This is a genomic window from Maricaulis sp., assembly GCF_039978735.1.
GTDB lineage: Bacteria > Pseudomonadota > Alphaproteobacteria > Caulobacterales > Maricaulaceae > Maricaulis.
In genome coordinates, this window is record NZ_JBDWAS010000029.1 from 1 (window position 1) to 19,437 (window position 19,437).

At 65.2% G+C, this 19,437-nt stretch carries 13 protein-coding genes; 7 read left to right on the forward strand and 6 right to left on the reverse strand.

Features of this window, described 5'->3' with window-relative positions; translation table 11 throughout:
* The first annotated feature begins 212 nt into the window (after positions 1-212).
* Positions 213-2,186, forward strand: a complete 1,974-nt coding sequence (locus tag ABJO18_RS07910) for a S9 family peptidase (RefSeq protein WP_348506608.1) — start codon at positions 213-215, stop codon at positions 2,184-2,186.
* A 144-nt stretch (positions 2,187-2,330) separates the two neighbouring features.
* On the opposite strand, the gene ABJO18_RS07915 is transcribed toward ABJO18_RS07910, so the two are convergent.
* Positions 2,331-3,380, reverse strand: a complete 1,050-nt coding sequence (locus tag ABJO18_RS07915; protein ID WP_348515828.1) for a glycoside hydrolase family 3 N-terminal domain-containing protein — start codon at positions 3,378-3,380, stop codon at positions 2,331-2,333.
* A 392-nt stretch (positions 3,381-3,772) separates the two neighbouring features.
* Between ABJO18_RS07915 and ABJO18_RS07920 the strand changes: the two genes are divergently transcribed.
* A complete protein-coding gene (locus ABJO18_RS07920; RefSeq protein ID WP_348506419.1) occupies positions 3,773-4,915 on the forward strand; it encodes a hypothetical protein in 1,143 nt (380 codons plus the stop codon).
* 506 nt (positions 4,916-5,421) lie between these two features.
* Here ABJO18_RS07920 and hisS read toward each other — a convergent pair.
* Complete coding sequence (gene hisS / locus ABJO18_RS07925; RefSeq protein WP_348506421.1) at positions 5,422-6,891, reverse strand: histidine--tRNA ligase; 1,470 nt, start codon at positions 6,889-6,891, stop codon at positions 5,422-5,424.
* A gap of 186 nt (positions 6,892-7,077) precedes the next feature.
* On the opposite strand from hisS, the gene ABJO18_RS07930 reads away from it, so the two are divergent.
* Entirely contained in the window at positions 7,078-7,557 is a 480-nt protein-coding gene (locus tag ABJO18_RS07930; RefSeq protein ID WP_348506423.1) for a hypothetical protein, read from the forward strand.
* Here the strand turns inward: ABJO18_RS07930 and ABJO18_RS07935 are convergent.
* The 4 genes from ABJO18_RS07935 to ABJO18_RS07950 all read right to left on the reverse strand — a co-directional run bounded on the left by ABJO18_RS07935 (position 7,554) and on the right by ABJO18_RS07950 (position 13,683).
* Positions 7,554-9,677 carry a protein-disulfide reductase DsbD domain-containing protein gene (locus ABJO18_RS07935; protein ID WP_348506425.1) on the reverse strand — a complete coding sequence of 708 codons (2,124 nt, stop codon included), beginning with the start codon at positions 9,675-9,677 and terminating at the stop codon, positions 7,554-7,556. The two genes, ABJO18_RS07930 and ABJO18_RS07935, sit on opposite strands and share 4 nt — an antisense overlap.
* 156 nt (positions 9,678-9,833) lie before the next feature.
* A complete protein-coding gene (locus ABJO18_RS07940; protein ID WP_348506427.1) occupies positions 9,834-10,619 on the reverse strand; it encodes a SapC family protein in 786 nt (261 codons plus the stop codon).
* Positions 10,620-10,772: 153 nt separating this feature from the next.
* Entirely contained in the window at positions 10,773-11,393 is a 621-nt protein-coding gene (locus ABJO18_RS07945) for an OmpW family protein (protein ID WP_348506429.1), read from the reverse strand.
* Positions 11,394-11,529: 136 nt separating this feature from the next.
* Complete coding sequence (locus ABJO18_RS07950) at positions 11,530-13,683, reverse strand: TonB-dependent receptor (protein ID WP_348506431.1); 2,154 nt, start codon at positions 13,681-13,683, stop codon at positions 11,530-11,532.
* A gap of 114 nt (positions 13,684-13,797) precedes the next feature.
* Between ABJO18_RS07950 and ABJO18_RS07955 the strand changes: the two genes are divergently transcribed.
* From ABJO18_RS07955 to ABJO18_RS07970, 4 genes are all read left to right on the forward strand, one after another.
* Positions 13,798-14,226 (forward strand): transcriptional repressor, encoded by a 429-nt coding sequence (locus ABJO18_RS07955; RefSeq protein WP_348506433.1) that lies wholly within the window; start codon positions 13,798-13,800, stop codon positions 14,224-14,226.
* A 27-nt stretch (positions 14,227-14,253) separates the two neighbouring features.
* A complete protein-coding gene (locus tag ABJO18_RS07960; protein ID WP_348506435.1) occupies positions 14,254-15,177 on the forward strand; it encodes a thioesterase family protein in 924 nt (307 codons plus the stop codon).
* Positions 15,178-15,460: 283 nt separating this feature from the next.
* The gene (locus tag ABJO18_RS07965) at positions 15,461-17,158 is read left to right on the forward strand and encodes a methyl-accepting chemotaxis protein (RefSeq protein ID WP_348506436.1); all 1,698 of its coding nucleotides are present in this window, start codon (positions 15,461-15,463) and stop codon (positions 17,156-17,158) included.
* Positions 17,159-17,485: 327 nt separating this feature from the next.
* Positions 17,486-19,270: an ABC transporter ATP-binding protein gene (locus ABJO18_RS07970; RefSeq protein ID WP_348506438.1), complete on the forward strand. Its 1,785-nt coding sequence runs from the start codon at positions 17,486-17,488 to the stop codon at positions 19,268-19,270.
* Positions 19,271-19,437 lie beyond the last annotated feature (167 nt).

Below are 19,437 nucleotides of genomic sequence, written 5' to 3' on the forward strand. Positions count from 1 at the left end.
GATGGAGCGGGCCTTTTCTTTTTGCTGAATCGAGGGACATGTACCTTGGGTACGTGTCCCGGCGACAAACCTGGATTTTCCCGGGACACGTACCGCAGGTACATGTCCCTCAAAGAGGAAGGGACCGGCAGAGCCGCCCCATCGGCCCACTTCCCCATGGGATTGGGAGTAAAGTCGCGCTAAACTCCGCGCAGCTTATCGAGGGGACAGACATGACATACCGGATCACGGGTTCCAGCCTGGTGCTGGCCGGCCTTCTGGCCGCCTGCCAGCCGGCAGACACCGGCACGCAGGCCGCGCCGGACGAAACGGCCGCTGCCGGACAGACGGCGCCGGCCGTCACGCAGTATGACGCCGCCACTTTCCACCAGACCACGAGTTTCGGCCTCGCCTCCTCGGCCGGTTTTGCCTGGTCGGCGGATGACAGCAGGATCCTGATCTCCTCCGACGAGACCGGCGTGTTCAACGCCTATGCCGTCGACCCGGCCAGCGGCGCGCGCGAGGCGCTGACCGCGTCGGAGACGAACGCGACCTACGCCCTGAGCTGGTTCCCGAATGACGACCGCGCCGTGGTCACTGCCGACAGCGGCGGCAACGAGATCAGCCACATCTATGTGCGCGAGCTCGACGGACGCCTTAACGACATCACGCCGGGCGAGGAGGTGCGCGCGCAATTCCTCGGCTGGTCGCCGGACGGCAATGACATGTGGGTGCTGACCAATGAGCGCGACCAGAGCGCCATGGACATCTACGCCTACGACACGCTGAGCTATGAGAGCGGCGTGGTGTTCCAGAATGATGACGCGCTGGAGATCGGCGATGTCAGCCCGGACGGCCGCTGGCTCGCCCTGGTGCGCAACCGCACCTCCGCCGACAGCGATATCCTGCTGGTCGACCTGGCCTCCGGCGATGCCACGCCGCAGCTGATCACCGAGCATGAGGGCAATATCGCCCACGGCGTCTACACCTTCACGCCGGACAGCACAGCCCTCGTCTATGCCACCGATGAGCATGGCGAATTCAACCAGGCCTGGACCTATGATCTGGCGAGCGGCGACACCGCGCCGTTGATCGAGGCCGACTGGGACGTCTCCTTCGTCACCTATTCGCCCTCGGGCCGCTATCGCGTCTCCGGCATCAATGCCGATGCGCGCACGGAAGTCTCGATCATCGACACGCAGAGCGGTGCGGCGCTGGACCTGCCCGAACTGCCGGCCGGCGATCTCGGCTCGGTGCGTTTCTCGCGCGACGAGGGTCGGATCGCTTTCCTGATCGACAGCGCGACGTCTCCGGCGAACCTGCATGTCGTCGACTTGGCCAGCCAGGATCACGCCCAGCTGACCAATGCCCTCAACCCGGCGATTTCCGAGGCCGAAATGGTGGAGGCCGAAGTCGTTCGCTTTGAGAGCTTCGACGGGCTGGAAATCCCCGGCATCCTCTATCGGCCGCATGGCGCCAGTGCCGACAATCCGGTGCCGGCCCTCGTGTGGGTGCATGGCGGTCCGGGCGGGCAGAGCCGGATCGGTTATTCCGCCACCATCCAGCACCTGGTCAATCACGGCTATGCCGTCTACGCCGCCAACAATCGCGGCTCATCCGGCTACGGCAAGACCTTCTACCATATGGACGACCGCCGCCATGGCGAGGAAGATCTGCGCGACATCGTTGCCGCCGGCGACTGGCTGCGCCAGCAGGACTGGGTCGATGCCGATCAGGTCGGCGTGATCGGCGGCTCCTATGGCGGCTTCATGACCGCCGCCGCCCTCACCTTCCATCCCGACGCCTTCGAGGTGGGTATCAACATCTTCGGCGTCACCAACTGGGAGCGCACCCTCGCCTCCATCCCGCCCTGGTGGGAAAGCTTCCGCGAGGCGCTGTACGACGAAATGGGCGATCCGGCGACCGATGCCGAACGTCACCGTGCCATCTCGCCGCTCTTCCATGCCGAGAATGTCACCAAGCCGCTGCTGGTGGTCCAGGGCGCCAATGATCCGCGCGTGCTGCAGGTGGAAAGCGACGAGCTGGTCGAAGCCGTCCGCGCCAATGGCGTGCCGGTGGAATACGTGCTCTTCCCCGACGAAGGCCACGGCTTCCGCCGCCGCGAGAACCGCATCGCGGCCTCCGAGGCTTATGTGAGCTTTCTGGATACTTATCTCACGGGTGAGGAGACGGCGGAGGAGGAATAGGTTTTCCACCACCCCTTTTTCCCCGGATTTGTTCCGGGGCCTAGCTGGCCGGCTGCACGAGCTCCGCTCTCGACGAAATTCAATCGCCGTTCGCTAGGCCCCGGAACGAGTCCGGGGAAAGCAGCTCGAATACCGACCGCAGTGCTAAACCACCCGCGCCCGCAGCACATCCAGCCGCGCGACAGACGCGTCGATCCGTGCCTCCGTCAGCCGGCCTTCGGAAATCGCGGCGACCACCCAATCGACGATGCGCTGGGGCAGTTCCGGATCGGGTGCGGCGGAGTTGGACAGCATGATGATGTCATTGCCGGCCTCGATCGAGCGGATCACGGCCTCGCGCTGATCATAGTTCTGGCGGATGGCGCCCATATCCAGATCGTCCGTCATGATGACGCCGCGATAGCCCATGCGCTCGCGCAGAACGCCTTCCAGAATCGGCCGCGATACCGTGACCGGTGCGCCGCTGGGATCGAGAGCGCGCAGGGTGAGATGCCCGCCCATGATGATGTGTGCCCGGTCCATGGCGATGAGCTGTTCGAACGGGGCCAGTTCGGCTTCGCTCCAGGTCTGCGAAATATCGACGAACCCGTCATGGCTGTCGCCGCGCGACCGGCCATGACCGGGGAAATGCTTGATGGCGCAGACGGCACCGGCGGCCTCATAGGCCTCGATGAAAGCGCCGGCATAGGCGGCAATCGTGTCACCGTCCGTGCCGTAGGCGCGACCGTGGCGGCCGATCACGGCATTGTCCGGATCATGGACGTCGACGACGGGGGCGAGGTTCATGTTGAAGCCGGCGGCGCGGAATTCAGCCGCGCCAAGCCGGTAGAGCTCGCCTGCGGCTTCGGGCGTGCGGGCCTCGGCGACCTGCATGGCGCGCGGGATATGGGTATAGCCCAGATCGCGGGACAGGCGCTGCACCAGCCCGCCCTCCTGGTCGATCGCCATCCAGGCGGCCGGATCGATCTCGCCGAACCGCCGGGCCGAGCTCTCCGCACCCTCGCGCGTGCGGACATTGTGGCGCAGGAAGAGGACGCCGCCGATCCGCCGGTGAGCGAGGTGATCGGCGATGACGTCGGCGCCTTCCGTCTCGGCACTTGAACCGATAAAGCCCAGCAGCAGCATCCGGCCGACGCGTTCAGCCAGCGGCATCGCCGCAATATCGGCCAGCGCCGCCGGGCAGGCTGCAGCCATGGCACCTGCCGCCCCCCATTTGAGAATCTCACGCCGGTCCGGTCTCACCACTTCGCACTCCCGCTACGCCCGTTGCGACTGACCATGCAAACCCCGCTCCACGCAGGCAAGCCTGTATGGCTGCGAGGTGTCGAATTCGTCATGCCCCGGCATAATTCCGGCATTCTTTGACGCCATAGTATGTCTTGGCCGTTTTCGCTCACGATTGCGGCCCCTAACCATGACTGGCGCGGCGAGCCGATTTCGGCTGCCGCGCCTTTTTCTTTCCGGTGCTTTTCACCGGTCCGGATTGCGGCAAGAGTGTGACGAAATATTCAGGCGCCCGCACAGGCACCGTAAGGCGCGGCCTGCCAGATTGAGCGCTCACAAGGGGCCTTCAGCGAGGGATTAACATGAAACGCATTCTTCTGGCCGGCGGCGCGATCGCCACTCTGGGCGCAGCCGCCTGGGCCATCGACGACGACAAGCAGCATACGCGTATCCTGGTCAGCGACGGCCACCAGGTCATCATGAATGCCGAAGGCCGAGGGCCGGTGGTGGAGATCCGCGGCGAAAACGGCGAACGCACCATCCACATGGAGCGCGACGGCCGCGACACCACGCTGCGTATTGACGGCCAGACGGTCGAGATTGCCGATGGCGTTGTCACCGTCGACGGCGAGCGGGTCGAGGCCGGCGCCGACAGCGTGATCATCGTCGGTGAAGGCGATATCCGCGTCGTGGAGCGCAATTTCGAGATGGCCTTCGACACCGAATTCGCCGCCCATATGGCCGAGCGCGCCGAACACCTGGCCCGCATGCAGACCGAGCTTGCCCGCAATTTCGACGTCGAGATCGAATTCGATGGTGAAGAGGTGCAAGCCGAAGTCATGCGCTCGCTTGAACAGGCCCTGGCCAATCTGGAGCGCGGGGACTTCCACCATGACAGCGACTGGAACGACCTGACGCCCGAGGAACAGGCCGAGGTCCGTGAAGGCCTGCGCGAAGCGCGCGAGGAAATCCGCGAGGCCATGGCTGATGTCCGCATCGAGCTGGCCGAGGTCGAGCGCGAGATGGAAGGCGAGCGGCGCCGTGTCCGGATCGAGCTGCGCGAAGCCGAGCGCGATATGGCCCGTGCCGAGCGCGATATCGCCCGCGCCGCCCGGGATGCCGACCGCGAACGCCGCAGGATGGAGATCATCCGCCGCCGCGACGAAGAGGCCGCGCGCGCCGATGAAAGCCGCCACCGGGCCTTGGCGTGGCGCGAGCGGACCGAGCGTCTCGACCTGCACGAGAACAGCAGTGTCCGGATCGAACAGGACGATGACGGCCGCCGCCGCGTCTGGGTCGATGGCGAGGAACAGACCGGCGACGCCCTGATCGACTGGCTCAATCGTCTGGAAGCCGACCGGCTCGCCGGCGACACCGAGCGCGACCGCGTGCGCCGTCACGTCGAGCGCCTGCATCTGGAAGGTGACCGGGAACACCGCGTGATCGAGAGCGATGACGGCGAACGCGTCGTGATTCTCGAGTTCCGCAGCGATGATGAAAACTGATCGCGGTCCTAACAGCGCCGACAGATCGTGTTGATCGGTGGACAACAGAAAGCCGGGGGGCACAACCATGCGAGGAAAACCATGCAGAACAAACCAATCTTGAAAACTCTGACTCTGGTCGCCGCTCTGGCGGTCGCGGCCTGTGCCTCTATGCCAGCGTCTGATTCCGATAATAACTCGGCGAGCGAGCGGCCCAGCCGCAGTCAGGGCGAAGTACGCAGCGGCTCTTACTAAACGCAAACCTGGTCACGACAGGTTTGGTCAAACGGGCCGGTCCCTCCCGGCCCGTTTTTCATTTTGCAGGCAAAAAAAGAGGCTGGCGCAGGGCCAGCCTCAAGATAACGGTTGGTCGATAAAGGGCGTCTCCTCCCCGAAACGCCAAAGGGACAGGACGGTCAGGTCCGTGTCCTGTGCCTACGTTTACGTGGCCACCGAGTTACGTCAACCCCAATCTTTAACGTTTTGTCGCAACCATCCGCGGTTCGCCGCAAACAGCCCTGTCAGCGCTAGCGGCTGGAAACCTCTTTGACTGCAGCGATCCAGGCGTCACGGGCGACCGTCTGCTGGGCAGGTTGTTCCTCCCTCCACTGACGATTGTCGCTGATATCCGCTGCCAGGCGTGCGCCCAGCTTGAGATCCTTGATCGTGACCAGGCCCTGTTCGCGTTCTTCGGACCCGACAATCACGGCGGCCACCGCGCCGCGGCGGTCGGCATATTTCATCTGCTTGCCCATATTGCCGCCGCCAACGAAGGCCTCGGCCCGGAAACCGGCCGCGCGCAGTTCGGCCGCCATCCGGAGATAGTCAGCCGAGCGATCCTTTTCGGAGGCCACGACAATAACCAGCGGCTTTTCCGCTGCCTCGCCCGTCAGGCCCAGTGCGGAGAGCGCCGCCGCAAAGCGGCTGACACCGAAGGAGAAGCCGGTGGCCGGCACGGCCTGACCGGTGAAGCGGGCAACCAGGTCGTCATAGCGCCCGCCACCGCCGACCGAGCCGAACTGGATCGGCTTGCCGTCCTCATAGGTGGCCTGGGCGAGCAGTTCTGCCTCAAAGACCGGACCGGTGTAGTAGCCCAGCCCGCGCACGATCGACGGGTCGAAAGCCGCACGCATCTCGTCGACACCGATCGCACCGAGAACGGCATGGATTTCCGACAGCGCAGCGAGACCGGCCTTGCCGGTTTCCGACGTGCCCACGAGCGGTTCCAGCCGCGCGATCACGGCCTCACGGCTGCCGCCGGTCGCGTCCAGGAAATTCAGCACGGTGTCGATACCGGCCTTGTCCAGCCTGGCGCCTTCGGTGAAGTCGCCGGACTCGTCCTTGCGCCCCTCACCCAGCAGCGCGGCGACGCCATCGCGGCCCAGCCGGTCCAGCTTGTCGGCGGCGCGCAGCACGCGCATGCGGCGGTCGGGATCGGACGCACCGATGCTCTCCAGCACCCCGTCCAGCACACGCCGGTCATTGACGCGGATGACATAGTCGCCGTCCTTCAGACCGACCGAGCGCATCACCTCGGCCGCCAGGGCGATCATCTCGGCATCGGAGGCCGGGTTGGACGAGCCGACCGTATCGGCATCGCACTGCACGAACTGGCGGAAGCGGCCCGGGCCGGGCTTTTCATTGCGCCAGACATCGCCCGCCTGATAGCGGCGATAGGGCTTGTTGAGGTCCTGGAAGTTCTCGGCGACGAAGCGTGCCAGCGGCGCGGTGTGATCATAACGCAGCGCCATCCACTGGCCGTCATCATCCTCCATCGCGAAGACGCCCTCATTCGGACGTTCCTCATCCGGCAGGAACTTACCCAGCGCGTCGGCGTATTCGAAAGCCGGCGTCATCAGCGGTTCGAAACCCCAATCGTCATAGACCCGGCTCGCGCACTCGACCAGATGCCGCTCGACCCGCAGGGTCGAACCGGTGCGATCCTCGAAGCCGCGCGGGCGGCGGGCCTTCGGACGGAAGGTCTTCTGCTTGCTCATGGTGTCTCTCCGGATGCGGGCGGACCGGGATCGCCCCGGGCCCTGCGCGCCTGACAGCGCTGTTTTCCATACCAAACGGCGCTCTGTGAACCCGTGATAGCAGGACTGGTCCGGGATTTGCGACACGTTCACGGGAAATCAAGGCCTTACTGCCATGATCACAGCGATCGCAACCGGAGCCGTGCCATGATGCGTCAGATCCTGCTCGCCGCCCTCGCCGCGACCGTGCTCGGCGCCCATGCCCATGCCGGACCGGGACAGGACTTTGCCGATTTCGCTACCCGTCTGGGCAGCGAGGCGTCGGCGCGGTCACAGGCTGCCGCACAACGCCCGGCCGCGCCCGCGCATCCGCTGGATATCGAGGATCCGTTCGGCTTCGAGCTGGAGCAGTTTTCCGTCGAGGCGCTGATGCTGAGCCGTCAGATCGATGCGGCTGGAGGCCCGATCGACCTGCGCTGCATCTTCCGCGGCATGTCAGCCGATGCCGAGCGCCGGCTGGGCGCGCTGAACACTGCGGAGACGGCGGCCGAACAGGCGCACATCTATTCGGCCCTGGCCGACCTGATGCGCGATGCCAGCGAGATTGCCCCGGCCGTCGACAGCGATGCCGATCTGAGCGGGATCGAACTGCCCGCCAGCTGTCCGGCCACCAGCCGCGCTGGTTAGCCGTTGCGGCGCGAGGCCCGGTCGAGCGCCTGTTCCAGTCCCGATTTCGTGAGGACCGTCGGCAGTACCTGCGCCGGACCGCCACCGGCCGGATAAAGCAGGTAGAGCGGCACACCGGCCTGGCCATGCTCGGAGATCAGCGCGGCGATCGTCTCGTCGCGATTGGTCCAGTCCGCGCGCAGCTGGGCAACGTCGAAGCGGTCGAAGGCAGCCTGGATGTCGTCCGTATGTAGCACCCGCAGCTTGTTGACCTGGCAGGTCACGCACCAGGCGGCCGTGACATCGACGAAGACGGCACGCCCCTCGGCGCGCAATTCCTCGACCCGGGCCCGTGACCAGGGCTCGAAACGCTCACCGCTGGATGCGGTCTGTTGAGCCGCGGCCTCGGGGATGCGGGCGACCCAGACCGTGCTCGCCACGCTGATGGCGAGGGCCACAAGGGCCACCGACTTCCAGACGGCGCCATTGCCGCGATTGGCCCATACGGCCAGTCCCAGTGCGACCATGGCGATCCCGACGAGCAGGACGCCGGTAGGACCGGACTGGATCGACAGCACCCAGAGCAGCCAGATCACCGAGGCGAACATCGGGAAGGCCAGCGCCTGGCGGAAGACCACCATCCACTCGCCGGGCCGGGGCAGGATGCGCAGCATGGCCGGGAAGAAGCTGAACAGCACGAAGGGCGCTGCCAGGCCAAGCCCGAGCGCCGCCGCCACGGCCAGCACGACCGGCGTCGGCTGGGTCAGGGCCAGCCCCAGCGCACCGGCGGCGAGCGGGCCGACACAGGGGGCGGCCACGACGACGGCCAGAACACCGGTGAAGAAGGCGCCGCGCCAGCCCGGCTTCTCGGTCAGGCCGGAGCCCAGCCCCATCAGCCGGGTACCGAATTCGAAGGCGCCGAGCAGGTTGAGACCGATGGCAAAGAGCAGTAGCGCCAGCACCGCAACCACGACCGGCACCTGCAGCTGGAAGCCCCAGCCGACCGGCAGGCCGAATTCGCGCAGCCCGACCAGAAGTGCTGCGAGACTGACGAAACTCACCAGGACCCCGGCCAGGAAGAACAGCCCCTGCTGGCGCACCTGTCCGGCGTCGGAATGGGCAACCTGGACGAATTTCAGAACCTTGATCGACAGGATCGGGAAGACACAGGGCATCAGGTTGAGAATGAGGCCACCACCAAACGCCAGGACGAAAAGCCAGGGCAGGTTGGGCGGCAGGCTGTCTTCGCCGGCACCACCTGTATTCGCCACGGCGACAGCGGGCGTCCGGCTGGCCGGTTCGGGAGACACCGCAACGGCGTGGCGCTGCCAGCGTCCGCCGGCATTCACCTCATAGGACAAGACCCCGCCCCGGGCCGACTGCAGCTTGTCATCGGCCGCATAGCCCGGCTCCATGACCAGCAGCACACGTTCGCCATCGCGCTGGACCTCCTGCGGTCCGGCATGGCGGATCAGGCCGGCTTCATACGGGAAGAAGCGCAGATTGCGCCACTCGACCGCATCGCGGACCAGATCGCCGCCGCCCAGATCCAGCACGACCCGGCCCGAAGTCAGCCCCATTTGCGCATCGAGATCATCCGCGAGCATCGGCTCGGCATCGAGCGCGGCGCGGATCGTCCAGTATCCCGCTTCGTCGCGTTCGGAGGCGGCCCCGACCGGCACAGTCAGTTCCAGCGTGCGCTCCTCGGGAATGCAGATGTCCTCGCACACCAGCCAGGTCGCATCGGCAACCAGGGTCACGCTGTCGCCGGCAAAACCCGGATCGATCATGACCGGCATGGGCAGGGTAACCTCGCCCTTATAGCCATAGTCCATGATCTCGTCGGTCAGCGGCAGTTCGATCGGTGCCGGCCAGACGATCTCGCCGATGCTCACCCCTGCAGGCGCAGTCCAGTCGATCTCGACGGGCAGGCCATTATCGCCGGGATTGCGCCAATAGGTGTGCCAGCCCTCCGGCATGACCTGGTGCAGGCCGATATGAAACGTCCGTCCGGGTTCGGCCTGCGACAGTTCGGAGACGAGGCGCGCCTCGACGATCGGTTCACCGCTCGCCCAGGCCGGCTGGGCATCGGCCGGCGCATTCAGGCCGAGCAGGATCAGGACGAACAGGACGAAACGCATGTACGAGACCTCGCAGGATGATCGATGACGCTATCGAAACACCGATATAGGCGGAATTCGACGCAGTTCGAACCGGGCTCCCGAAATGGTGATGTAAAAAGCAAAACGGCCGCACCCCGGGGGCACGGCCGTCTTGTTGTGAGCCGCAGGTTCCGATCAGGCCTTGGCTTGAGCCTGAGCCTGGCCGAGCTGCGACGTGCGGCGCAGGATGCGGTCCCAGCGCTGCAGCGAGATCAGGTGGGACATCACGGCAGTCAGATCGCCATTGTCCATCATTTCCTTGAGCTTGGCCGCCGGCAGAGCCGCGAACTTCTCGTTGGAAACGCCCCAGTACTCCGCAACCGTGACCGGGTTTTGCGGATCCTGCGGGTTGGCAACCTTGACGTCCTTCTGCTCGAGCAGGTCGAGCGCGATCAGGCGCTCAACAAAGGCTTCAGTCGTGCGGGCGTCGTTTTCGAACGCCGACACGAAGTCGATGGCCTGCTTGGTGTAGTCGGACGGCTCGCCGTCTTCGTTGAAGAAGGGGCGCTCCGGGTTTTCAGACACCACGAACTCGGCATCCAGGTCGACACAGACCGTCGAGGCCTGGTCGTTCGGGTTCGTCGCGCTGACGAAGGGATAGCGGCGCACATAGGCCGGAATGTAGTGCTCGTTGTCGAACTGGCCTTCGCCGGTCACGAAAACATTCGAGCCCTGGCGCAGCCCCATCACCAGCACCGGCATCTTGCGCTCGCCGAGGAAGATGATCGGATAGCTGCCGCAGGCAAACGAGAATTCCGGGCTGATGGCCGGCACGAAATGCCAGTCCTTCAGGAAGGAAAACGGATTGGCGACAGTCTTGACGCCGTAATTCTTGTGCTTCTGCCGGTTCAGCGGCTCCACATTCTTGTAGAGCGGAACGGAACCCGTGAGACGCGGCTCGGTGGCGGGTGCATCGGCCATGGAACAAACCCCTTCAGTTCTTTGGGCGCTAGATAGCGGATATGCCCAGATGCGGCAACGCATCGGCGCAGGCAGATCGACAAACAGCACGCAAGAAAAATGCCGGGCCCGGAGGGAGACGGGCCCGGCACTCGCAATGAGGACCGCTCGATCTTAGAAAGTGCGGCCGATGCCGATGCCGAAGATCACCGGATCGATATCGACGTCGGCGGAAATGGCGCCGTCAATGAGAACGTCGGTATTGATGTCGATATACTTCACATCGAAGTTGACCAGCCAGCCATTTTCGAGCGCGTAGTCGAGGCCGGCCTGGGCGGCCAGACCGAAGCTGTCGTCATAATCGATGGTCGACAGCGCGGACCCGTTGGGCAGGTCTTCGTTGAAGAAGGTGGTGTAGTTGACGCCGGCGCCGAGATAGGGCCGCACCTTGCCTTCCGGATTGAAGTGGTATTGCAGCGTCAGGGTCGGCGGCAACAGGGTGACGTCGCCCAGATCGACATTGCCCACGCTGGTGCCGACGGCGGAGACGTCGTGCGGCGTGACGCCCAGGATGAGCTCGACGGCCCAGTTGTCCTGGATGAAGTAGGAGATGTCCAGTTCCGGCACGATCGAGGTGTCGATGTCGACATCGCCGCCGATCGGATCGATCGTAGCGCCTTCGTTCGGCATGACGTGCAGGCCGCGCAGGCGGATCAGCCAGTCGCCCTGTTCGGCGGCGGCGGGAGCGGCAACAAGAAGGCTGGTTGCGATGGCACTCAGAAGGAGGCGTTTCATGGGTCTGTCCTTTCGTCCCTAGAAAACTTGAGGACTTTCTGGACCCACTTCGCGCGTGTCTGAAGTGCGCGTTTCGCCGCGCGTCAGCCTGCCGCGCGGCAGGCTGACGCAGGGCGTCCGGCGGGACGACCGCCGATCAGAAATCGAGGACCAGGGCGGCCCGGAAATTGCGGCCCGGCAACGGCACCAAGTCCTTGAGGACAGAGGTGTGCACACGCGCTTCCTGGTCGGTCAGATTCCGGCCTTCCAGCACGATGCGCATGCCACGATCGTCGAAGGGTTCCATCGTCCAGCGCGCATTCACCAGCACATAGCTCTGGGTCTTCAGCTCCTCGACGGCCGTCTCGTCCTGCACATCGGCCCATTCGGCCTCCAGGTGCAGATCGTGACGGGCCGTGCTGGCCGTGACGCCCGCCGTGAAAGAGAGCGGCGGGATGCGCGGCAGGTTACCGCCGTCGTCGAGTTCACCGCGGACATATTCACCCGTCAGCTCGCCGGACAGGTCGAACACGCCGACCGAGCCGAGCGGGCCTTCGATACGGCCCTCGAAACCGCTGAGCACGGCGTCTTCCTGGCGGTATTCATAGACCGGGAAGCCATCCTCTTCCTCACCTGTCGGGAAGGACGCGATGAAGCCGTCATAGTCGGCGCGGAAGATCGAGCCTTCCAGCCCCCATTCGCCGATCGTGGTGCGCGCGGTGATTTCCGCGGACAGTGCCTTTTCGACGTCCAGAGCCGGATTGCCGGTTTCGTAGGAGCGCGTTGCGACGTGCGGACCGTCGGCGAAAAGCTCGACATCCGTCGGCGCCCGTTCGCTGGACGACAGGGTCAGGGCCAGGAAGGTGTCGCGCATCGGGCGGACGAAGACCGAACCCGAGAAGGATTGCGTGTCGAAATCGCGGCTTTCGGTCGGCGTGTCGAGCTCGCGTGTCTCCAGCCGGAGCCCGCCTTCCAGGCCCCAGGTCTCGCGATCCCAGCGCTCGACAATGAACAGGCCCCAGTCGGACGTCTCCGACGGCGGGACATAGGCTTCCTCGCCGGCGGCCTCGAAATCGCGGTTGAAGGCCTGCAGGCCGGCGGCACCTTCCCAGCTGCCGCCCCACAATTCGACCGGGGTATGGCGGGCCTCGAGCCGGCCTTCCCAGCCGTCATTGGTGAAACGGGTACCGACTTCATCGCCTTCCAGCTCGACATGCTCGTAGCTGCCGACGCCGAAGGAGAAGCGGATGCGTTCGATGTGTTCGCCCAGATCGCGCCACTCGCCGCGCAGGTCATAGCGGGTCTGTTCGAGGTCGATGCGAACATCGCCGTGATCGTGTTCTTCGTCCTCGTGATCATGATCCTCGTCATGATCTTCACCCTCGTCTTCATGATCGTCCTCGCCATGGGCGTGGGCATGACCGGGCACACCATAGAGCGCATCGGACTGCTTCACGGCGAAGCCGAAGAAGCCGTTTTCGCCGACCCAGGAGATACCCGCGGATGCCGAGGAGAAATCCAGGCGGGAGTTCTCGACCGTGCCGTAGGGATGTTCTTCTTCCTCGTGATCATGATCTTCGTCGTCATGATCGTCGTGATCCTCGTCCTCGTGCTCGTGTTCGGCTTCCTCGAACAGGCGGAACAGGTCGGACTCGGCATAGCCGGGGATGTCGTAATTGTCGGCCGTCCGCGTGAGCGCTTCCAGATTGATCACGAACTCACCAGCGTTGAAGCGGACCCGGCCCGCAGCCGTCTCGCCCTCATCGACCGATGTCATCGACGCGTAGAAGCGGCCATCCAGACCGTCCTCGACGCGCTCTTCGGGAATGCGGCCGTCAATCACGTTGACGACGCCACCGATCGCACCACCACCATAGGCGATGGCGGCCGGGCCGCGCAGGATTTCCACGCTTTCGGCTTCCAGGGCTTCCGATGCCACGGCGTGGTCGGGCGAGTTGGTGGAGGCGTCGATCAGGCCGACACCATTGACCAGGACGCGCACCCGGTCGGAGCCGAGCCCCCGGATCACCGGACGGCTGGCAGCCGGACCGAAATAGGTCGTCGAGACACCGGGTTCGTGCGCGATCGTGTCGGCCAGCGAGCCAGACAGATTGTCCTCGAGATGGCGCCGGTTGACCACTTCCACACCGCCGACAACCTCATCGGCTGTCACGCCGAGCGGCTGGGAGGTGACGACGATGACATCGGCATCCGCCTGGTCGCCGTCGGTATGCGTCTGGGCAGCTGCCGGCGCCGCAGTCAGCAGACCGAGCACGAGCAGCGAGCTGGTGGAGGCAAGAAGGTTACGCATGGCATCCCCGCAACGTAATAACAACACAATTGCGAGTGGTGATATTATAACATCCCCGATGCGACAATCCCTCGGGGTGTGAAAATGGCCGGACTGCGATTAAATATCTGTCAGATGACTCGCGATTCTCTGATCCGGGCCCTTGAGGCCGCCGAAAACCACTGTGCCGAACGTGGCGAGAAGCTCACGCCCGTACGCCGGCGCGTGCTCGAACTCGTTCTGGAGGCCGACGCGCCGGTGAAGGCCTACGACCTGCTCGAAGCGCTCAAGCCCGGGCCGGGCGCAGCCAAGCCTCCGACGGTCTACCGCGCCCTGGATTTCCTGATGACGGCAGGCTTGGTGCACAAGGTCGAGGCCCTCAATGCCTTCGTCGGCTGTTCCCACGCCCATGATGATGGCGGCGCCGAACTCTTCATCTGTTCCGACTGCGGATCAGTGGAGGAACGGCACGGCGCGCCCGACCCCATCAACATGCCCGCAGGCTTCGTGATCGAACGTTCGGTGGTCGAGCATTTCGGCCATTGTGGAAATTGCAAGCACTGACCCTCCAGCCGGAACGGGTTTCCAGCGATGATCGAACTCTGGCGCGGCACCGTGAATGCCTGGGAATGCGACGAGCTGGGGCACATGAATGTGCGCTTCTATCTCGCCAAGGCCGCCCAGGCTGTCGCCAATCTGGCCGAAGAGGCCGGGCTCAATCCCGTCCATCGCGCGGACGCGACCGCAACGCTGATCGCCCGCGACATCCACATCCGCTTCCTCGCCGAGGCCCATCCCGGCGCGCCGGTCTATATCGAGGGCGGCCTTCTCGAGCACACCGCATCCGGTGCGACCGCGATCCTGGTCATGCGCCATTCCGGATCGGGCGTGCCGGCTGCCAGTCTCCGGATCGTGCTGAGCCATGCGGCCCCCCAGGACGGGCATGACTTTGGCTGGCCGCGACGCTTCGCCAGCCGGGCCGACCGGCTGACCGTGGATTGTCCGGACTTTGCGGCTCCGCGCGGCATCACGCTGGAAACGCAGCCCGGGGCCGAGGCCAGCCTGGCGAGGGCCGACGCGCTGGGCCTGCAGCAGATCGGGCGCGGCCGCTTCGGCATGGAGGAGATGGATGCCTTTGGCCGCATGCGTCTGGAATTCCTGCTCGGCAGCATTTCCGACAGCGTGACCAATTTCGCGGACGCCCTCCCCGAAGAATACGCCATGCATGCCCGGGGCGGCGGCAAAGTCGGCGGAGCCTTGCTGGAATGCCGTATACGGCCCTGGCGCTGGGCACGGGCCGGGGACGGTTTCGTCGTGCGCTCGGGGCTGAAGTCTGCCGGCCCCAAGGTTCGCAATCTCGTTCACTGGGTGCTGGAAGCTGAGACCGGACGCCCGTGGTGGACGATGGAGGGCGTCGCCGCCCCCATGGACCTCGACGCTCGCAAGCTCCTGCCCGCCTCCCCGGAAATCCAGGAAGCCCTCCAGGCCGCCTGTATCGACGGTCTGGAAGCCTGAACGATCAGACCGCGCGGGCGGTCTCCAGGAAGTGCCTGGAGTGTGGCCTCAGGCTCGGGATCGACTCGGCCCTTTGATGGAAGACGCTCCTGCTACGGCCGGAGCCATTTACCGGAACGTTAATAGATACTCATTCTATATACCTTCACAGTTTGCACCGTCCGACCTATCGACCTTAGGTCGTTCGCTGCCCGGCTTGCAGAAATCGGGTCGGAAGCAGCACAACACGAACACGATTGCACAGCAGCGCCCCGTGCGCTCCCACTCCAGGCCCGGATTGCCCATGCCACGGTTTTCGGACGTCTCCATCGCGACCAAGATCCTCACGATCACCGGCCTTCTTGTGGCGGCCATCGCTACAGTCGCCACGATCGGTATCGTCAGCCTCAACCATGTCGAGCACGACGCGCTCGCGATCGAGGAACTGGCGGTCCAGATCAATCTGGGCGGCCATCTCGGACAGGACGCGATCGACCTCAACCGCACCGAATACCAGGCGGCGATCGACCCGGGACAGCTTGAGCGCGCCCGGGCCCATGTTCTGGAAAGCGAAGCGGACTTCGAGCACCTGCTCGCCGAGGCCCGCGCGACTGCCTCGCCCGAACAGACCCGCATGCTCGACCGTATCGAGCGCGCCTACGCCGCTTATCTCGCAGACATGGAAAACTCGATCCGCACGGCCGAGGAAATCGGCGAGATCGAGATGAGCGAAGAGCACCGCACCCTGCTTGCTGCGGTGCACGGCTCGGACGACACGATCGTCGAGCTGCGCAGTGCCATAGAGGCCTATATCGAGCACGCCGATCATCGCGGCGTCGAGCTTGCCGCCGATGCGGAAGCGACCATGAAGTCGGTCCGCATCGCGATGATCGCGGTCAGCCTCATCTCGGCGCTGGGCGGTTTTGCCCTGGCTCACATCATCAGCCGCAGCCAGATCGTGCAGCCGCTGGACCGTGTCGTCGGCAATCTGACCCGTGTCGCGGAAGGCAATCTCGATGTGCGCGTCGACGGGATCGACCGGCGAGACGAGATCGGCGCGCTGAACCGCACGCTGCAGCACTTCATCACCGTCTCGCGCGAGCGTGTCGAACAGATCCGCAAGGATCAGGAGAACGCCCGCCGCGAGCTGGAACGGGCCGCAACGGTAAAGGAACTGACCGACGCCTTCGAGGCACAGATCGAGATTTCCATGGCCACCCTGGCCAGCGCGGCCGAGGAGCTGGAAGCCACGGCGAGCTCGATGGCGACCGCGGCGGAAGAGGGCAATGCCCAGACCCAGAGCGTGTCGGCCACCATGGTGCAGACCTCGTCCAATGTGCAGACCGTCGCGGCCGCGACCGAGGAACTCGCTGCTGCCATCCGCGAGGTCTCGAACCAGATCGGGCGCGGTGCCGAGATTTCCGAAACCGCTTCCAGCCGCACCTCCCAGGCACTCGCCCGGATCGACGGCCTGGCCGGCGCCGCCCGCGAGATCGAGGATGTGCTCGTCCTGATCGCCAGCGTGACCGAACAGACCAAGCTCCTGGCCCTGAACGCCACCATCGAGGCCGCGCGGGCGGGTGAAGCCGGCAAGGGCTTTGCCGTCGTCGCCGGCGAGGTGAAGAATCTCGCCGAGCAGACCGAACAGGCCACGGCGAACGTCACCAGCCAGATCCGCACCATCCAGCAAAGCACGCAGGATGTCGTCGGCGCCATCCAGTCGATCCACGATGTGGTCGGCCAGGTCGCCGAAATCTCCGCAGCCGTCGCCGTCGGTGCCGAACAGCAGACCGCCGCGACGGACGAGATCAACCGCAATGTTCACGAGGCCGCGGCCGGGACCGAAGAGGTCAACCGTTCCGTGACCATGCTCGAAACGGCCGCCAGTTCGACCTCTGCCGCCGCCTGCCAGGTGGCCGGCACGGCAGAAGAACTGTCCCGCCAGAGCTCCAGCATCCGGTCGGAGATACAGCGTTATCTCCAGGCCGTGGAAGCGGCCTGACCGGGCACGGGGCTCCCCTCCCCCTGTGCCCGGCAGGCCACACTTCTCCCTTCAAACGCGAAAAGCGCGCCGGCGAAACTTGCCCTTGCCGGCGCGAGCGGCTACCCAGCGCACCCGGATCAATCGGCACAAGTGAGCAGATCCATGACACGATCCATCTAGGAAAGCAGGTAGCCGGCGCGCTGCCTGGTCCCGTCGACAGCCCGACCCGCGCGATGCGGGAACGGTCCACGGGTTATCCATTGCGCCCGACCTTCGCTTTTCCCAGATGATCAAGTTCATGAGGACGGATCGCCCCACCCTCCGCAAAGGGGCTCCGACGCTGCCATGTCCGACTTTCTCGACGACGAAAATGAAACGCCGCGCACGCGCGAGCTGAAGAACACCCAGGTTCTGGCCTATCTCGGCCGCCAGTGGGCGCGGCGCCCGTGGCTGCTGACCGGGATGATCGGCTTCATGACGCTGGCGACCATCACCGAGCTGATGATCCCGCTGGCCGCCGGCCGGCTGATCGACACGCTGGCCGCCGGGCCGGATGCCGGGACGCCCTGGCCCGCCTTCGCGCTCTATCTGGGCGTGGCTGTGGTGTTCTACGCCTTCCGCCAGCTGGCCTCGCGCTGCGAGGTGCCCTTCTCTTCGGCGAACATGGCGGACCTGACCTCGGAGGCCTTTTCCAAGGTGCAGCGCTTCTCGCTGGACTGGCACGCCAACACCTTTGCCGGTTCGGTCGTGCGCAAGGTGACGCGTGGCATGTGGGCCTATGACAATCTGACCATGAACATCATTTTCGGCGTCGCGCCGTCGGTGGCGGTCATGCTCGGCATCGCCGCCGTGATGGCCGCACGCTGGCCGCTGGTCGGCCTGGTGGTGTTGTGCGTGATGGCCGCTTTTGTGACCTCCACCCTGGTGCTGAGCCGCTACTATATCCGCCCGCAGAACATCCGCTCGAACGCGCTGGACAGCCAGATCGGCGGCGCGCTGGCCGACGCGGTCGGCGGCATCGCCACGGTGAAGGCCTTCGGCGCGGAGACGCGCGAGGACACGCGCTTCCACGCTCTGGCCTGGCGCTGGCGCGCCGAGGCCAAGAAGACCTGGCTGCGTTTCGTCAATTCCTGGCTGGTCAACATCGTCACCGACCTGTCGATGCAGGCCGCCCTTGTGGGCCTGCTGGTCTGGCAATGGTCACGCGGCGCGGCGACGGCCGGCGATGTCACGGCAGCGCTGACCGCCTACATGATCGTGGCCGGCTATATGCGCCGCTTCGGCGAACAGGTGCAGCAGGTCCAGAAAAGCATGGACGAGATCCAGGACCTGGCGATTTTCGACCTGCAGGAAAGCGAGGTCGAGGACCGTCCGGACGCGCAGGACTTCCGGCCCTCGAAGGGCGCGATCCGTTTCGACCATGTCGACTTCACCTATGCCGGCCAGTCGCGCCCGCTCTACACCGACTTTTCCATCGCCATCCGGCCCGGGGAAAAGGTGGCACTGGTTGGCCCGACCGGGTCGGGCAAGTCGACCTTCGTCAAGCTGGTCCAGCGTCTTTACGATGTCGACGATGGCTGTGTGATCATCGATGGTCAGGATGTGCGCGATGTGCGGCAGGACAGCCTGCGCCGCCATATCGCCCTGGTGCCCCAGGACCCGGCGCTGTTCCACCGCTCGATCGCGGAGAACATCGCCTATGGCCGGCCGGGCTGCTCGCTGGACGAGGTGGTGGAGGCGGCGAAAGCCGCCCATGCCGACGCCTTCATCCGGCGCCTGCCACAGGGCTATGACACGCTGGTCGGCGAGCGGGGCGTGAAGCTCTCGGGCGGCGAGCGCCAGCGCGTGGCAATTGCCCGGGCGATCCTGGCCGATGCCCCGATCCTCATTCTCGACGAGGCGACCTCCAGCCTCGACAACGAGACCGAGCGCGATGTGCAGGCGGCGATGGAAGCGGTGATGGCCGGTCGCACGACGATCCTCATCGCCCACCGCCTGTCGACCATCCGCGATGCCGACCGCATCCTGGTCTTCGATCGCGGCCGTGTGGTCGAACAGGGCACGCATGACGAGCTGGCCGCCAATGATGACGGCATCTATGCCCGTCTGGCGGCGCTGGCTGCGGGTTAGGGTCTGCGAACCCCATCCTCCCCCTGGATGGGCAGGGCTATCGCATATGGGCGATGGCGTTGAGGAGGTAGTCGTTTTCCCAGGCGCAACGTTTCATGCGTCTTCGTATGGATGTTTTGGGGTCGTCGATGCGCTGCAGGAGGCTCATGGCGAGGCGGGTGATGAGG

Excerpts from the sequence above, each read along its gene's own strand:
- ABJO18_RS07940 (WP_348506427.1), bottom strand. The coding sequence starts at position 10,619 with ATGGCCGATGCACCCGCCACCGAGCCGCGTCTCACGGGTTCCGTTCCG.
- ABJO18_RS07950 (WP_348506431.1), bottom strand. The coding sequence starts at position 13,683 with ATGCGTAACCTTCTTGCCTCCACCAGCTCGCTGCTCGTGCTCGGTCTG.
- ABJO18_RS07915 (WP_348515828.1), bottom strand. The coding sequence starts at position 3,380 with ATGGCTGCAGCCTGCCCGGCGGCGCTGGCCGATATTGCGGCGATGCCG.
- ABJO18_RS07935 (WP_348506425.1), bottom strand. The coding sequence starts at position 9,677 with ATGCGTTTCGTCCTGTTCGTCCTGATCCTGCTCGGCCTGAATGCGCCG.
- ABJO18_RS07920 (WP_348506419.1), top strand. The coding sequence starts at position 3,773 with ATGAAACGCATTCTTCTGGCCGGCGGCGCGATCGCCACTCTGGGCGCA.
- ABJO18_RS07945 (WP_348506429.1), bottom strand. The coding sequence starts at position 11,393 with ATGAAACGCCTCCTTCTGAGTGCCATCGCAACCAGCCTTCTTGTTGCC.
- ABJO18_RS07930 (WP_348506423.1), top strand. The coding sequence starts at position 7,078 with ATGATGCGTCAGATCCTGCTCGCCGCCCTCGCCGCGACCGTGCTCGGC.
- ABJO18_RS07910 (WP_348506608.1), top strand. The coding sequence starts at position 213 with ATGACATACCGGATCACGGGTTCCAGCCTGGTGCTGGCCGGCCTTCTG.
- ABJO18_RS07970 (WP_348506438.1), top strand. The coding sequence starts at position 17,486 with ATGTCCGACTTTCTCGACGACGAAAATGAAACGCCGCGCACGCGCGAG.
- ABJO18_RS07965 (WP_348506436.1), top strand. The coding sequence starts at position 15,461 with ATGCCACGGTTTTCGGACGTCTCCATCGCGACCAAGATCCTCACGATC.
- ABJO18_RS07960 (WP_348506435.1), top strand. The coding sequence starts at position 14,254 with ATGATCGAACTCTGGCGCGGCACCGTGAATGCCTGGGAATGCGACGAG.
- hisS (WP_348506421.1), bottom strand. The coding sequence starts at position 6,891 with ATGAGCAAGCAGAAGACCTTCCGTCCGAAGGCCCGCCGCCCGCGCGGC.
- ABJO18_RS07955 (WP_348506433.1), top strand. The coding sequence starts at position 13,798 with ATGACTCGCGATTCTCTGATCCGGGCCCTTGAGGCCGCCGAAAACCAC.